This window comes from Streptomyces sp. 8N616, from assembly GCF_052246385.1.
GTDB lineage: Bacteria > Actinomycetota > Actinomycetes > Streptomycetales > Streptomycetaceae > Streptomyces.
This window is the reverse complement of the sequence record NZ_JBQQBY010000046.1, coordinates 33,336-48,332: the sequence shown is the minus strand read 5'-3', so window position 1 is coordinate 48,332 and position 14,997 is coordinate 33,336. Positions and strand designations below refer to the sequence as shown.

9 protein-coding genes, 1 pseudogene and 1 riboswitch are annotated in these 14,997 nt (G+C 72.9%); of the genes and pseudogenes, 4 read left to right on the top strand and 6 right to left on the bottom strand.

What is annotated here, in order from left to right; all coding sequences use genetic code 11:
• Positions 1 to 275: 275 nt before the first annotated feature.
• Both ACTWQC_RS31440 and ACTWQC_RS31435 read left to right on the top strand, forming a co-directional pair.
• The gene (locus ACTWQC_RS31440) at positions 276 to 1,178 is read left to right on the top strand and encodes a DUF4231 domain-containing protein (protein WP_443319240.1); all 903 of its coding nucleotides are present in this window, start codon (positions 276 to 278) and stop codon (positions 1,176 to 1,178) included.
• 71 nt (positions 1,179 to 1,249) lie between these two features.
• Positions 1,250 to 4,207, top strand: coding sequence for a TIR domain-containing protein (locus ACTWQC_RS31435; RefSeq protein ID WP_443319239.1), 2,958 nt, complete (start codon positions 1,250 to 1,252; stop codon positions 4,205 to 4,207).
• Between the two features lie 68 nt (positions 4,208 to 4,275).
• On the opposite strand, the gene ACTWQC_RS31430 is transcribed toward ACTWQC_RS31435, so the two are convergent.
• From ACTWQC_RS31430 to metE, 3 genes are all read right to left on the bottom strand, one after another.
• Positions 4,276 to 5,130 carry a siderophore-interacting protein gene (locus ACTWQC_RS31430; RefSeq protein WP_443319238.1) on the bottom strand — a complete coding sequence of 285 codons (855 nt, stop codon included), beginning with the start codon at positions 5,128 to 5,130 and terminating at the stop codon, positions 4,276 to 4,278.
• Positions 5,131 to 5,185: 55 nt separating this feature from the next.
• Entirely contained in the window at positions 5,186 to 6,091 is a 906-nt protein-coding gene (locus tag ACTWQC_RS31425; RefSeq protein ID WP_443319256.1) for a 5'-3' exonuclease, read from the bottom strand.
• A gap of 272 nt (positions 6,092 to 6,363) precedes the next feature.
• Positions 6,364 to 8,649 carry a 5-methyltetrahydropteroyltriglutamate--homocysteine S-methyltransferase gene (gene metE / locus ACTWQC_RS31420; RefSeq protein WP_443319255.1) on the bottom strand — a complete coding sequence of 762 codons (2,286 nt, stop codon included), beginning with the start codon at positions 8,647 to 8,649 and terminating at the stop codon, positions 6,364 to 6,366.
• A 219-nt stretch (positions 8,650 to 8,868) separates the two neighbouring features.
• Positions 8,869 to 9,088: riboswitch (cobalamin riboswitch) on the bottom strand.
• 85 nt (positions 9,089 to 9,173) lie between these two features.
• On the opposite strand from metE, the gene ACTWQC_RS31415 reads away from it, so the two are divergent.
• Entirely contained in the window at positions 9,174 to 9,893 is a 720-nt protein-coding gene (locus ACTWQC_RS31415; protein ID WP_443319237.1) for a helical backbone metal receptor, read from the top strand.
• Here the strand turns inward: ACTWQC_RS31415 and ACTWQC_RS31410 are convergent.
• On the bottom strand, positions 9,859 to 11,064 hold the full coding sequence (locus tag ACTWQC_RS31410) for a TDT family transporter (RefSeq protein WP_443319236.1): 1,206 nt from the start codon (positions 11,062 to 11,064) through the stop codon (positions 9,859 to 9,861). The two genes, ACTWQC_RS31415 and ACTWQC_RS31410, sit on opposite strands and share 35 nt — an antisense overlap.
• A gap of 70 nt (positions 11,065 to 11,134) precedes the next feature.
• On the opposite strand from ACTWQC_RS31410, the gene ACTWQC_RS31405 reads away from it, so the two are divergent.
• The gene (locus ACTWQC_RS31405) at positions 11,135 to 12,121 is read left to right on the top strand and encodes a LysR family transcriptional regulator (protein ID WP_443319235.1); all 987 of its coding nucleotides are present in this window, start codon (positions 11,135 to 11,137) and stop codon (positions 12,119 to 12,121) included.
• 43 nt (positions 12,122 to 12,164) lie between these two features.
• On the opposite strand, the pseudogene ACTWQC_RS31400 reads toward ACTWQC_RS31405, so the two are convergent.
• Positions 12,165 to 14,092, bottom strand: a pseudogene (locus ACTWQC_RS31400) (glycoside hydrolase family 5 protein).
• Positions 14,093 to 14,286: 194 nt separating this feature from the next.
• A complete protein-coding gene (locus tag ACTWQC_RS31395; RefSeq protein ID WP_443319234.1) occupies positions 14,287 to 14,994 on the bottom strand; it encodes a gamma-glutamyl-gamma-aminobutyrate hydrolase family protein in 708 nt (235 codons plus the stop codon).
• Positions 14,995 to 14,997 lie beyond the last annotated feature (3 nt).

Genomic DNA, 14,997 nt, shown 5'->3' with positions numbered 1-14,997 from the left:
TCCGTTTGCCGCGCTGTGATGAGAGACGGTACGAACGCGCGGCGTCGCGGGCCCATGGGCGCGGGCGACGACTCCGGCGACACCGGTTGTGCGCGGAGCACAGCCGCGGCGCGCGACCTGGGGTCTGCGGTCGCCTCGCGTGTGCAGTGCCGGGCTGAGCACGGCGAGCGGGAGGGCCGACCGCACAGTCCCCAACGCGGCTGGATGGAAGGCGCGTTGAGGCAGGCCCGAGTATTCTGTTGCGCGTTCGGGCGCCTGCTGGGGGAGGGGGTTGCGTGACGGGCCGTATGCCGGTGGTGAGCATCGAGTACAGCGACTTCCCGGCGCTCCATCGTGCCGCCGACGCCAACTCCCTCAGCGGGCAGCGCAGGTACCTTCGTACGACGAGGCTGCAACTCGGCTCGCTGGTGGCCGCCGCGCTGTTCGGACTGTTCGCCTGGCGGGCGGGGAACACGGACGTGGCCGCCGTCCTGGCAGCCGTGGCCTTTGCGTCCGCCCTGGTCAGCGAGGTGTATCTGCTGAAGGAGCGGCCCGACAGACAGTGGTACACCGGGCGGGCCGTCGCCGAGTCCACGAAGACGCTGACCTGGCGGTATCTGGTCGGCGGCTCACCGCTCGGCAAGGAGGCAGCCGACCGGGGGCGCGTCGACGCGCTGCTCCTGGAGCGCTTCGCCCAGATCGAGGCCGACGTCCAGCCGCTCTGGCTCATCCCGGACCGGGGTACTCCGGAGCAGATCACCGCGGCGATGAGGCGGTTGCGGGAACTACCTCTCGACCAGCGCCGCGCGCTGTATCTGGAGCACCGCATCAACAGCCAGCGCGACTGGTACCGCCACAAGGCCCGCTGGAATGCCCGCGCCGCCACCCGGTGGTCGGTCACCCTCGCCGTGCTGGAACTGGTGGGAATGGCAGCGGGGATCGCCAGGGCCGCGGGCCTGGTCGAGGTGGATCTGCTGGGGCTCGCCGCGGCGCTGGCGGCGGCGGGCGCGGCCTGGGTGCAGACCAAACAGCATCAGAATCTGGCGACGGCGTACGCGGTGACGGGCCACGAGCTGTCCGCGATCGTCGCCCGTATGCCCGAGGAGCCGACGGAGGAGGCGTGGGCGTCCTTCGTCGCCGACGCGGAGGAGGCCATTTCCCGCGAACACACACTCTGGCGGGCCTCCCACGGTGGCTAGGGGCCGCGCGGCGTGAAGCAGCCCGTCGCCGGGCGACGGCCCCGTCCCGGCCGGGAGAAAGAGGGGGAACCGTGAACGACGAGCAGCAGGCGGACCCGGGCCCGGGAGGCACGACTCCGCCGCACGCCTACGACGCGTTCATCTCGTACAGCCACGCGGTCGACGGAAGCCTCGCTCCCGCACTCCAGCGCGGCCTGCACCGCTTGGCCCGGCCCTGGAACCGGCCGCGCGCTCTGCGGGTGTTCTATGACCAGTCCAGTCTGGCGGTCACCGAGGACCTCTGGGGGAGCATCGAGAAGGCGCTGCGTGAGTCGGCCCACTTCATCCTCATGGCGTCTCGCGAGTCGGCCGCCTCGGAGTGGGTGGGCAGGGAGGTAGCGTTCTGGCGTCGCGAGCGCGAGCCCGGCACCTTCCTGATCGTCCTGACCGGCGGAGCGATCCACTGGGACGACAGCACGGGCGACTTCGACTGGGATCGTACGAATGCTCTCCCGCAGGCGCTGCGGGGCTGGTTCGCGGCGGAACCACTGTGGACCGACCTCAGCTGGGCGCACACCGAAGCGCAGCTCTCCCTCCAGAATGCCCGGTTCCGCAGCGCGGTCGGTTCACTCGCCGCCCCGCTGCACGGTGTACCCAAGGACGAGCTGGACAGCGAGGACGTACGGCAGCGCAGGACGACCATCCGCATGTTGAGCGCGGGCGTGGTCGTGCTGGTGCTGGCGCTGATCGCCACGCTGATCACGGGCTATCAGGCGGAGCAGCAGCGCAAGGAGGCCGTCAGTCAGCGCCAGGAGGCCCGGCGGCAGCGCGAGGAGGCCGAACGCCAGCGGAAGGCAGCCGAGGAGCAGCGGGGCCTTGCCTCGCTCCGAGCGCTGTTGGCGGAGGCGGAGACCCTGCGCGACAGCGACCCGAGGAAGGCGCTGCAACTGGGCCTGGCGGCAGAGGCGCTGAGGCCGACGGACGAGACCCGGGGCGGTCTTGTCACGACACTGATGCGGACGCGGTACCGGGGCACCACCGCCCTCGGGCGGCTCGACACCCTCGGTGACACGGCGCTCAGCCGGGACGCAAGGCTCCTGGCGGCGCCCGACGAGGAAGAGACGCTCCAGCTGTGGGACTTGACGCGAGCAGACCGGGACTCGCCCGTGGCCCGCCTCGGGGCCACGACGGTTGACACGGGACAGGTGGAGTTCAGCCGGGACGGAAAGCTGCTGGCCGTTGCCGAGAGCAAGCACGGCGTACGGATGTGGGACGTGAGCACACCGAGCAGGCCGCGTGAACGCGCCGCGCTGCCGGGCCCGGCAGAGGTAACGGGCGTGGCCTTCGCCCCCGACGGGCACAGCCTGGTCACGGTGGGCGAGGAGGACAAGAACGGACGGCTGACCGTATGGGACATCCGCGACCCGGACCGGCCGCGCGATCGGGTCTCCCGCACGGGCCTCGAGGACGCCACAGATGCCGTACTCAGCCCGGATGGGCGCACGCTGGTGACGACATCGGGAACGGTACGGGCGAGCGAGGAACCGGTGGATAAGGACTCGATCACCCACCGCAGCGGACTCACGGTGTGGGACTTCCGGAATCCGCAGCTGCCGGCGAGGCTCGGCAGGATCGACAACTGGGACGCTGGCCCGGTCTTCAGCCCCGACAGCGGCACTTTCGCTGTTGGCCACCGAGGCAGCGCCACGCTGTGGCAGAACAGCCCCGGCAGGGCTCCGCGTCACCTGGCCACGCTCAACGGGGCGCGGTCCTCCGTCAATGCACTCGCGTTCAGCGGGGACGGAGCGACGCTGGCGTCCGGACACGAGGACGGCAGGGTCGTCCTGTGGGATACCGCCAAGCCCTCAGAGCCCAAGCAGAAGGCGCAGTTGGAGGGGCACACCGACTGGGTCGAGGAGATCGCCTTCCTGCCCCGCCGCGACCAACTGGTCACGCTCGATCTCGACGGAGCGGTCATGCGTTGGCGGCTGTCTGCGACAGTCCCGTCCCGGTTGGCAGAACTGCCCCCCGCGGGTTACGCGGTCAAGGCAACGGCGCTGAGTCCGGACGGCCGCACCGTCGCCATGGGCGGCGTCGATGAGCAGGTGACCTTGTGGGACATCACCGACCGACGCAAACCCGTCCGACTCGCCATCCTGAAAGGACACAGCAAGGCCGTCACCACCGTGGGGTTCAGCCATGACAGCGGCATGCTCGCCAGCGGCGGGGACGACGGACGGATCCTCCTGTGGGACGTCACCGACCGCCGCCATCCGTATCGCACAGCCACGCTGAAGCGGCCGACCTCCGTAGGCTCACTGGCTTTCGCGCCGCGCGGCAGGACCCTCGCCGCGACGGGCAACAAGTTTCTCTTCAGCGATTGGGGCGACGGCTGGACGCTCGTGTGGGACGCCGGCCATGACCCTCCGAAGCCGCGCGGCCGCCTCGACGGCGGCAATCTGTCGACCACCCTCTCCTACGGCCCCGACTCCACCCTGGTCATGTCGGGCACCGCGACCTCGTTGATCGGCGCCTCCGACACGCATCAAGTGAAAGGTGGCGGGGGAGTGCTCAGCCGCGACGGCACGATGCTGGCCACCAGCGGGAGCGTGCTCGAGGGGTCGGACGAGAGCGTGGTGCTGTGGGACGCGCGCTCGAAGACCCACCCCCGGAAGCTGGCTGCTTTCCAGGGCGCGGATTCCGTTCGTCAGCTTACGTTCGGCTTCCACCCGGAGGGCAGGCTGCTGGCAGTCGGCACGGAAGAGACAGCCGCAGTGTGGGACATCGGGCAGCCCAGCCGCGCCGTCCGCGCGCTGACGCTGCCCTCCGACACGGAAGTTGTCGACGCTTTCCACTTCACCAGGGACGGCCGCACCATGGTGGCCGGTGCCGGCGACGGGGCCGAGGTCTGGGACCTCGGCGTGCTCCCCGCCGTAGCCGCAGATCCCCACGGCATGGCCTGCGAGATCACGGGGAGCGGCCTGACACGCGAGCAGTGGAAGCACTACGCGCCCGGGATTCCGTACGAGCAGACCTGCCTGGAGAAGTGAAGCGGCGGCGGCTGAATCAGGTCTCCCTGACCGCCCGTCTGAAAGAGACGCCGCCGGGCCCCCGGCCCTCAGGATGCGGAGGCGGGGGTTCCCTCCTGTTCCGCCTCCACCTGCTGGTTCCACTCGCGCTTGGACGCCTGCCAGCCGTCCTCGTCGTGCCCCCGCCGCCAGTAGCCGGAGATCGACAGCCGCTCGCGCGGCACTTCCCGCTCGACCCGCAGCAGGCGGCGGATCTCCTTCACGAACCCGGCCTCGCCGTGCACGAACGCCTGCACTTCGCCCTGCGGGAAGTCCAGCGCCCGTACGGCCGCCACCAGGGCTTCGCCCACCGGCGCGCCGCCCCGGAACAGCCAGACGACCTCCGCGCCTGGCGGAACGGCCAGCTCCTGCTGCTCCTCCGGCCCGGCCACCTCCACGAAGGCGCGGACCTGCGAGCCGGCGGGAATGCGCTCCAGCGCGGCGGCGATGGCGGGCAGGGCGCTCTCGTCGCCCACGAGGAGGTGCCAGTCGGCGGCCGGGTCCGGCGCGTAGCCCCCGCCGGGGCCCGAGAAGAAGATCTCCTCGCCGGGCTTCACGCTCGCCGCCCACGGTCCCGCCACGCCCTCGTCGCCGTGGACCACGAAGTCAAGGGCCAGCTCGCGCGCCTCCGGGTCCCAGCTGCGCACCGTGTACGTCCTCATCCGGGGCCACTGGTCGCGCGGCAGGTCGCGGCGGACCGCCTCGATGTCGAACGGCTCGGGGTACGCCACGCCCTCGATCGGGAAGAGCAGTTTGACGTAGTGGTCGGTGTACTCGCCCGCGCCGAATCCGGTCAGGCCCTCGCCGCCCAGCACCACGCGCACCATGTGTGGCGTGAGCTGCTGCGTACGCACCACACGAGCGCGGTTGAGCTTCGGTGCCTTACGAGCCGGACGATCTGCCACGGCGGCCTCCCCTGCCTCACACCAACGTTGGTTAGGTAGACCTAACCTAACAGGATCAATGCTGGAGCGCGGTGAGAAGCCGCTGCAGTGAGCCGCCGAGCCCCCAGCGCTCGGCCAGCGCCAGCACGGCGTCGGGGTCGCGCGGCGTGCGCGGCAGCGCGGGGTCGAAGTCCGGAAGCGGTACGTCCGAGGCGACCCGTACGACCTTGGGCGCGACCGCGATGTAGTCCCGCGCCTCGTCAAGGCGCTTGCGCTGCGCCGGGCTGATCTTGGCCATCCGGTTGCTGAGCGCGGCCATGATCCCCGCCAGATCGCCGAACTCGGCGAGGAGCTTGGCGGCGGTCTTCTCGCCGATGCCCGGGACGCCGGGCAGTCCGTCGCTCGGGTCGCCGCGCAGCAGCGCCAGGTCCGCATACCCCGGCCCGTCCACGCCGTACTTCGCGCGCAGCCACGCCTCGTCGACGGGCTGGAGCGTCCCGACGCCCTTCACCGGGTAGAGCACGCGCACCCCGCGCCCGTCGTCCACCAGCTGGAAGAGGTCACGGTCCCCGGTGACGATGTCGACGGGTCCGGTGGCACGGCCGGTCAGTGTGCCGATCACGTCGTCCGCCTCGTACGCGGGCACGCCCACGCGCGCGATGCCCACCGCGTCCAGCACCGCCTCGATCACCGGCACCTGCGGGGAGAGCGTGTCCGGGACCTCCTCGATGTCGGAGCCCTCCGGCACCTCCTCCGCGACCCGGTGCGCCTTGTAGCTGGGGATCAGCTCGACCCGCCAGTGGGGGCGCCAGTCGGCGTCCATGCAGGCCACGAGGTCGTCGGGGCGGTGGTCCTGGACGAGCCGGGCGATGAAGTCCAGCAGTCCGCGCACCGCGTTGACCGGCGAGCCGTCCGGTGCCCTGACCGAGTCCGGCACGCCGAAGTACGCGCGGAAGTAGAGGGAGGCGGAGTCGAGGAGCATCAGGCGTCGGGTCACACTCCGCATGATGCCGTACCGGCCTTGAGCTGGCGGTGCGGGGCGCTGCCGTATCGCCTCGGAATGCTTTTTCCTGCTTCGGCCCACGGTGCGCGACGAGGAGCAGGCGCTCGCCGAGATGCTGCGGGATCACTGCTCGCTCTGGACGGTGGGCTTGAGGAACGCCGCGGCGCGCCCAACTCTTCCCACCCCGCCCGCCCTTTCAAGGGCGGGCGGGGTGGGAAAAGACGACCGGGCGCGCCGCGCCGGTCCCGGCGTCAGGCCGCGAGGGACGACCGCACCTCGCGGGCCGCGGCCGTCATGTTCTCCAGCGCCGCGTCCGCCTCCTCGGGCGAGCGGGTCTTCAGCCCGCAGTCGGGGTTGACCCACAACCGCTCCGGTCGCACTGCCCGGAGCGCCTGCCGCAGCAGATCCGCGATCTCCCCGGCGGACGGGACGCGCGGCGAGTGGATGTCGTACACACCCGGGCCCACCTCGCGCGGATAGCCCGCCTCCGCCAGCTCGCCCGCGATGCCCATCCGGGACCTCGCCGCCTCCAGGCTGATCACGTCCGCGTCCAGGGCCTCGATGGCGGGCAGGATTGCGCCGAACTCCGCGTAGCACATGTGCGTGTGCACCTGCGTGTCGGCCCGGACCCCGGCCGTGGTGAGCCGGAACGCCTCGGTGGCCCACGCCAGATACCCGGCCCGCGCGGACCGCCGCAGCGGCAGCAGCTCGCGCAGCGCGGGCTCGTCGACCTGCACCACCGCCGTGCCCGCCGCCTCCAGGTCGGCGACCTCGTCGCGCAGGGCGAGGGCCACCTGCCGGGCGGTCTCGGCGAGCGGCTGATCATCGCGTACGAAGGACCAGGCGAGCATGGTGACAGGACCTGTGAGCATGCCCTTGACCGGACGCTCCGTCAGGGACTGGGCGAAGCGCGTCCACTCCAGGGACATGGGCGCGGGCCGCGACACGTCCCCGGCGAGGATCGGCGGCCTGACATAGCGGGTGCCGTACGACTGGACCCAGCCGTGCCGGGTCGCCAGGAAGCCGTTCAGCTGCTCGGCGAAGAACTGCACCATGTCGTTGCGCTCGGGCTCGCCGTGCACCAGTACGTCCAGACCCGCCTTCTCCTGGAAGGCGATCACGTCCCGGATCTCCCGCTCGATGCGCTCCCGGTACTCGTCCTCGGTGAGGCGGCCGGTCCGCAGGCCCGCGCGGGCGGCTCGGAGTTCGGCGGTCTGCGGGAAGGAGCCGATCGTGGTCGTCGGCAGCGGAGGCAGGCCGAGCCGGGCGCGCTGGGCGGCGGCCCGTACCTCGTACGGCTGCGGGCGCCGGGTGTCCGCAGCCGTCACCGCCGCGCAGCGCTCCCGTACGGCCGCGTCGCGGGTGAGGGCGGAACCGGCACGCGAGGCGCGCGCGGCACGGGCAGCGGCGAGCTGCGGGGCCACCGCGTCCCGGCCGTCGTTCAGGGCGCGGGCGAGGACCGCGACCTCAGCCGTCTTCTGCCGCGCGAAGGACAGCCAGCGGGCGACCTGGGGGTCCAACTCCCGCTCGGCTGCCGCGTCCAGCGGCACATGCAGCAGCGAGCAGGAAGGCGCGGGGTCCACCCGCCCGGCCAGGCCCAGCAGCGTCGCGAGGGTGCCGAGTGCCTGCTCCAGATCGGCGGCCCAGACGTTGCGGCCGTCGACCACGCCCGCGATCAGGCGGCGGTCCTGCAGACCTCCTATGGCGGCGAGCGCGTCCACATTCGCCGCGGCCGGTCCGGTGAAGTCCAGGGCGAACCCCTCGACCGGGGAGTCCGCGAGCACCGGCAGCGCCTCGCCGAGCCCGTCGAAATACGAGGCGACGAGCAGCTTCGGCCGCGCGGGCACGGCGCCCAGGTCGCGGTAGGCCCGCGCGGTCGCGCTCAGCACCGCGCCCGGCTGGTCCTGGACGAGGACGGGCTCGTCCAGCTGCACCCACTCGGCCCCGGCCTCCCGCAGATCCGCGAGCAGCGACGCGTACACCGGCAGGAGCCGGTCCAGCAGAGTCAGCGGCTGGAAGCCCGGTGCGGCATCCGGGGCGGGCTTGGAGAGCAGCAGGAAGCTGACCGGCCCGAGCAGCACGGGGCGGGCGGTGAACCCCGCGTCCCGGGCCTCGGCGAATTCCCCCACCTGCTTGCGTGAGTCCGGGGCGAAGACGGTGTCCTGGCTCAACTCCGGTACGAGATAGTGGTAGTTGGTGTCGAACCACTTGGTCATCTCCAGCGGCTGCACATCCGCCGTGCCACGGGCCATGGCGAAGAAGGTGTCCAGCTCGCCGAGTCCGGCCGCGCGGTGCCGGGCCGGGACGGCGCCAACGGCCCATGCGGCGTCGAGGACGTGGTCGTAGAGCGAGAAATCGCCGGTGGGGATCTCGTCGATGCCCGCGTCGCGCAGCTCGCGCCGGACACCGGCGCGCAACGCGGCCGCCGTGCGCAGCAGTCCCTCCTGGGTGATGCGTCCTGCCCAGTAGCCCTCGACGGCCTTCTTCAGCTCCCGGTCGGGGCCCTGCCGGGGGTAGCCGTGCAGAGTCGCCCGCACGCGTGCGGTGTGCGGGGCCTGCGCGGTCTGCGGCGATGTCGCGGTCTGCGCTGTCTGTGCCGTCTGCGCGGTCTGTGAGTCGGTCACGGAACTCTCCTTCGCGAGTTCGTCAGCGACCTCGGGAAGGCGGAGCACGCGAAGACGGGAACGCTCGTACGTACGCCGTACGCCCCTGCCGCCGCCGACCCGCCCTCGAGGTCCCGGTTGGCCGCACCCCACGGCGGGGCACGGGCAGTGGCAGGTCTTCGGACTCGCGGGCGCGCCTGATGATCTTGCCAGGCACCTACTGGCCGTCGCTTCCCGGACGCCGGGCGTCCAGTGCGTAAGACGGCGGTCGTTCCCGCTCACCGCTGCGGGGCAGTTCCGGATTCCCACCGGATTCCCTCTTGCGACGCTCCCGCCTGGGGGGCGGGGCGAACCAGCTGCACGGCCAGCGTAACGCCTGTACGCAGATGATCAATGTGCCTGTGGACAACAGGATTCCGCGCCCCCAGGATTCCGCGCCCCGTGCGTAGGGTGATCGCATGCGCGTCGTATCGCTCGTGCCCTCCCTCACCGAGGCCGTGGCTGTCACCGCGCCCGGGCTGCTGGTCGGCGCCACTGCGTGGTGCAGCCACCCGGCGGGCCTCGACGTGGCACGGGTCAAGGGCACCAAGAACCCCGACGTGCCCGCGATCATCGGGCTCGCCCCCGACCTGGTGATCGCGAACGAGGAGGAGAACCGCGAGCCCGACCTGGCCGCGCTGCGCGACGCGGGGCTCGAGGTCCTCGTCACCGAAGTGCGCACGCTGGAGCAGGCGTTCGCCGAGCTGGTGCGGGTGCTGGTGCGCGGCTGCGGGCTGGCCCGGCCACGATGGCTGGACGAGGCGGAGGCCGCCTGGCAGGACGTGCGGCCGCCCGGGGACCGGCTGACGGCCGTCGTGCCGGTCTGGCGGCGGCCGTGGATGGTCCTCGGCCGCGACACCTTCGCGGGCGACCTCCTCGCGCGACTCGGCGTCGACAACATCTACGCCGGGCACGCCGACCGCTATCCGAAGATCCGGCTCGACGAACTCAACGCGGCGGGCGCGGACCTCGCCGTGCTGCCCGACGAGCCGTACGCCTTCGGGGCCGGCGACGGCCCCGAGGCCTTCCCCGGCCTGCCGTGCGCGCTCGTCAGCGGCCGCCATCTCACCTGGTACGGGCCGTCGTTGGCGCAGGCCCCGGACGTCATCGGCGCGGCGCTGCGAGCAGCCGGCCGCTGAGCGTGGCACGCAACGTGCGGAATCCGGCGACGGCCCAGGCCGCCACGAGCAGCGCGAAGAGCGCCGCGGCCGACCAGCCGTACGCGTCGAGGCCCGTGTGCCGGGCCAGCGCCTCGGCGCCCGTGACACAGGTGCCGACCGGGAACGTGAACGCCCACCACGTCATCGAGAACGGCATCCCGCGCCGCACTGCCCGTACGGTCAGCGCGGCGGCGAAGACGAGCCAGAGGAGGGCGAACCCCAGCACCGGCACGCCGTAGAGCACCGCGAACGCGCCCAGCGCCTCGGCGTACGGAGCCCGGACCGCGCCGCCGCGCGCCGCCTCCGCGAGCTGACCGGCCGCGGTCACCGACTGGCCGAGGGGCCCGAGCACGAGGAAGAGCGCCGGGGTGAGGGCGGGCGGCAGCGGGCCGTGGTGGAGCAGCCGGGCGACGATCAGGGGCAGGAGCAGGAGCGTGGCGAGCAGGCTCATGCCGAAGAGCGAGAAGCAGCCGAGCAGCATCGCCTCCCGCCACTGGCCCGCGGGCAGGTGCGGTACGAGCAGCGGGCCGAGCGCCGCGGGCACCATGGGCGCGACGACGGGCAGCAGCCACACGGGGGAGGCGTCGCCGGGCCCGATCCGGTGCCGGGTGACCATCAGATACGGGATCGCGGCCGCGGTGACCAGGCCGGCGGCCGTCCCCGCGGTGAACAGCGCGGCGGCCACGGCGAGGGCAGCGGGTCCGCCGATGAGATCGCGCCCCACGAGGAGCGTCGCGGCGCCGACCGCGGGGAACGCCATGGCCGGGCAGCCGTAGAAGGGCGCGATCGCGGGGTCGAGGAGATGGGCGCGGGCCCGGTCGCGGTGGCGTATCCAGTGCGCGGCGCGCGCGAGGAGCAGCGCGGCGAGCATGAGCGCGGCGAGCGCCCACACGGCGGTGATGACGGTGGTGAACACGGCGCTGGATACGGCCCGCAGGGCGGGCGGGGCGGGCAGGCCGGGGGAGCCGGGGGAGCCGGGGGAGCCGACCCGCAGACCGGCTCCGGCAGTGGCCACGATGGCGGTGCCCATGACGGTCGCGTACCAGTTGGGCCCGAGTTCGCGCACCGAGACCCGCGCCCGGCGCTCGGGGGCGGGCGCCGGCCCAGCGCCGGACAGGGGACGGGGGCGGGACTGCGCGAGGGTGGCCATGCGAGCACCCTCGCGGGCGCCCGGCCCGCCCACCAGGGACCACCGGGCTATGAGGGCATAACCTGGCTTTATGAGTAAGCGGCCCAGAGTCCCCGAGGACCCGCCCGAGCCGACTGCCGGGAAGCGGCGGCGCGAGGCCGCCGTACCCGGCGCGCCGCTCGCCCACCGGGTTCCCGACCTGGGCGCGCTGGAGTTGCTGCTCGCGGTCGCCCGGCTGGGCAGCTTGGGGCGCGCGGCCGGGGAGCTCGGGATCACACAGCCCGCCGCGAGCAGCCGTATCCGTTCCATGGAACGGCAGTTGGGCGTGGCGCTGGTGGACCGGTCCCCGCGCGGCTCCCGGCTCACCGACGCCGGTGTGCTCGTCACCGATTGGGCGCGCCGGATCGTCGACGCCGCCGAGGCCTTCGACGCCGGGGCACAGGCGCTGCGCGCCCGCCGCGACTCGCGGCTGCGGGTGGCAGCGAGCATGACCATCGCCGAGTACCTGCTGCCCGGCTGGCTGATCGCGCTGCGGTCACAGCGCCCCGGGACCGCCGTGTCGCTGCTCGCGGGGAACTCCGCCGCCGTCGCGCAGCGGCTCCTCTCCGACGACGCCGACCTCGGCTTCGTCGAGGGCCTCGACACGCTGCGGGGCCTCGACGGCGCCGTGATCGGACACGACCGGCTCGTCCTCGTCGCCGCCCCCGTCCACCGCTGGACCCGCCGCCGTAGTCCGGTCGGTGCGGACGAACTGGCCGCGACTCCGCTGATCCTGCGCGAGCGCGGCTCCGGCACCCGCCAGGTCCTCGACGCGGCTCTCGCCGCCCACGGCGGGCTCGCAGAACCCCTGCTGGAGCTGGCCTCGACCACGGCCGTGAAGGCCGCCGTGCTGAGCGGCGCCGGGCCGTCCGTCCTCAGCGAACTCGCCGTCGGCGAGGAGCTCGCCGCCCACCGGCTGGTCGAGATCGCCGTCGAGGGCGTCCCGCTGCGCCGCGATCTGCGCGCGGTCTGGCCCGCTGGCCGCCGCCCTGCGGGCCCGGCCCGCGACCTGCTGTCCCTCACGCGCCGGGCGCGCTGACGGCCGTACGGCTCCCCGCGGTGTCCCCCCCCCGCCCCGCCGCTCACCCCAGCTTTCTGCAGAGCAGCGCATCCGGTGTCTTCGACGATCCCACGCGCCCGGTGTACGCGACCCCGGCCGCGTACTCGTCGTCCGCGCACTGGCCCTTATAGCGGCCGTACGCGAAGTCGCCGCCCTTGGCCGCCGCCGGCCGGTCGTCGCCCCGGTCGAACCACACCGTCCGGCCGTTCGTGCCCAACGCCGTGCCCGCCTCCGCGCACAGGGCGGCGGAGACGGCGGCTCCGCGCACGCTGTAGCCGATGAGGAAGTGGCGGGCCGGGCACTGGAGTTTGGTGTACCCCGAGGCCCAGTCGCCGCCGCCCGGTTCGACGTACCGTTCGTCGCGGACGACCTCGTGCCCGCCCCCCGCGGGCCAGAGGCCGCGGGCGCCTGCGTCCGTGCACAGCCCACGGTTCCCGGTGTGGCTGAGCCCGGCGAGCCGCTGCCCGTCCGGGCACGCCGCCTTGCGCGCGCCGGAGTCCCAGTCCGGCAGCGCGCGCATCCGCAGCGACTGGACGAAGTCCCCGTGGTCGGGGCTCAGCATGGACCAGCGGTCGACCGGTTCGACCTCGCCGGTCTTTCCCCGGGAGTTGATCAGCCGGAGCCAGGCGGAGGCGCGCCAGTCGTCACCGTCGAACAGGCCCATGCGCTCACCCGCCGCGTTCCAGTGCAGCAGGGCCCAGCCGTTGCCCTTGCGGTTCTCGTGCCAGCCGACGAGCGGCCAGTACGCGAAGTCGGCGTCGGTCTCGACGAGATAGTCGACGAAGTTGCGGAACCAGGCCCGCTGCTTCTCGCCGGTCTCCTCCCGCCCGCCGGCCCCGAACTCGCTGATCCACACGGGGGCGGTGAAGTGCCGGTCGCGCACGGACGTGACGTAGAAGGCCTGCCGGTGCAGCACGTCGTACAGCTCGGCGCTGCTGAAGTCCCGGTAGCGGGGGTCGGAGGTCTCTCCGGCGCCGGTGGCGCCGCTGTGGTTCGGTCCCGTGTAGTCGTAGAAGTGGGCCGAGTACACGAGCTTGCCGGATGTGACCAGGGTGTGCGAGAGCCGCTGGACGGGCTCGAGGGTGGGGCGCCCGTGGGCGAGTCCGTCGACGGGGATGCCGGTCCAGTTGATGCCTTCGACGATGACGAGGAGGTCCGGGTTGCCCTCCTGGAGGATGCGGTCGCCGAGCCGCTGGGAGGCGGCGAACCAGTCGTGCCGGTCGCCCAGGCCCCAGTTGGGGTCGTCCCATACGGAGCGGCGCACCTCGTTGTAGAGGTCGGCGCCGGCCACGCGCGCGTTGTGCCGGTAGCGGCGCACCATGAACAGCCAGTCGCTCTCCCAGGTCGCGTCGCTCTGGCTCGCGTTCCAGCGCTCGTTGCCGTCCACGCCGCAGCACCAGCGCGAAGTGTTGGTGTGGTTGTTCAGGATCACCGCGAGGCCCGCGTCCGTCAGCGCCTTGACTGCGGCGTCGTAGACCTGGAGGGGGGTCTTGCCCCGGAGCTCCGGGTTGGCCGCCACCGCGGCGTCGGGGACCGGCCGCCGGTCGTGCACCATCTCGTTGGAGAAGGGCAGCCGGACGCTGTTCAGTCCCAGCTCGCGGAATCCGGCCACGATCTCACCGACCGGGGCCCGGTCCAGGCCGAGCGGCATACGGTCGGACTTCTCGCCCGCGTGGTTGCGGGCCGGGTCGTCGGGGCTGCCGGAGCCGGTCCACGTGCCGCTCGCGCCGTGCCAGTTCCCGGACTGAGCTTGAACCGGTGGCCGTCGGCGTCGACGATGTAGCGCCCTCTGGTGCTCAACGGGGGCGTCCAGGCCTCAGCGGGCCGTACGGCGGAAGAACCTCCGGAGGGACTGTCGGGGGGAGTGTCGGAGGAGCTTCCGGAGGGCCGGGCGGCGTGCGCGGCCGGCGGCTCGGCCCCGGCGCGCGGAACGGCCGCAGCCCCCACCAGAAGGCCCAGTACGGCGGCGGCCAGCGCCGACCTGATGACGGACTTTGTCACGGCCACCCGTTTCCCTCGCACCGGGGAGGGTCAGGGCCCCGGTGAGTTGGCATGTGTGTGCGCCTGGCATGTACGCGCCATGATGCGGTGCCCGGGCGAGGATGAACAGGGGCAACCGGCCGGAGTCTGACCTCAACCGGAACTCACAGCGACTGAGCCGCCGCCACCAGCGCCTCCATCAGCCGCAGGTCCTCGCCCGCCTCCGGGTGCCACTGCACGGCCAGGACGAAGCCACTTCCATCGCTGAGTTCCACCGCCTCCAGCGTGCCGTCCTCCGCGTGCGCGGAGGCCAGCAGCCCGCGCCCGAGCCGGTCGACCGCCTGGTGGTGGTACGTCGGCACGGCCATCGCCTCCGGCAGCACCTCGCTGAGCCGCGTCCCGGGCACCGGCTTGACCTCGTGGTGCTCGAACACCCCGGGCGGCCCGCAGTGCCCGTCGTGCCCGACCGACTCCGGCAGGTGCTGCATGAGCGTTCCGCCGAGGACGACGTTGAGCAACTGCATCCCGCGGCAGATCCCGAGCAGCGGCGTGCCGGTCGCGAGCGCCGCCTCGATCAGGGCGAGTTCCCAGGCGTCCCGCTCCCGGTAGGCAGGCCCGGTCTGCGGGTGCGGCTCGGCCCCGTACCGTTCGGGCTCCACGTCCGGGCCGCCCGAGATGACGAGCCCGTCGACCAGCGCCACCGCCGCCCTGGCCTGCTCCGGGTCGTCCGGTGGCAGCAGCGTGGCCAGACCACCCGCGTGCTGTACGAGGCGGTGGTACCCGGCGGGCAGCACAGCCGCCGGCAGATCCCAGACCCCCCAGCGCACCGAGGGCTCCAGGTACGTACTCAGGCCGATCACGGGTTTGGCCACGCT

Excerpts from the sequence above, each read along its gene's own strand:
- ACTWQC_RS31425 (WP_443319256.1), bottom strand. The coding sequence starts at position 6,091 with ATGCTCCTCGACTCCGCCTCCCTCTACTTCCGCGCGTACTTCGGCGTG.
- ACTWQC_RS31415 (WP_443319237.1), top strand. The coding sequence starts at position 9,174 with ATGCGCGTCGTATCGCTCGTGCCCTCCCTCACCGAGGCCGTGGCTGTC.
- ACTWQC_RS31410 (WP_443319236.1), bottom strand. The coding sequence starts at position 11,064 with ATGGCCACCCTCGCGCAGTCCCGCCCCCGTCCCCTGTCCGGCGCTGGG.
- ACTWQC_RS31405 (WP_443319235.1), top strand. The coding sequence starts at position 11,135 with ATGAGTAAGCGGCCCAGAGTCCCCGAGGACCCGCCCGAGCCGACTGCC.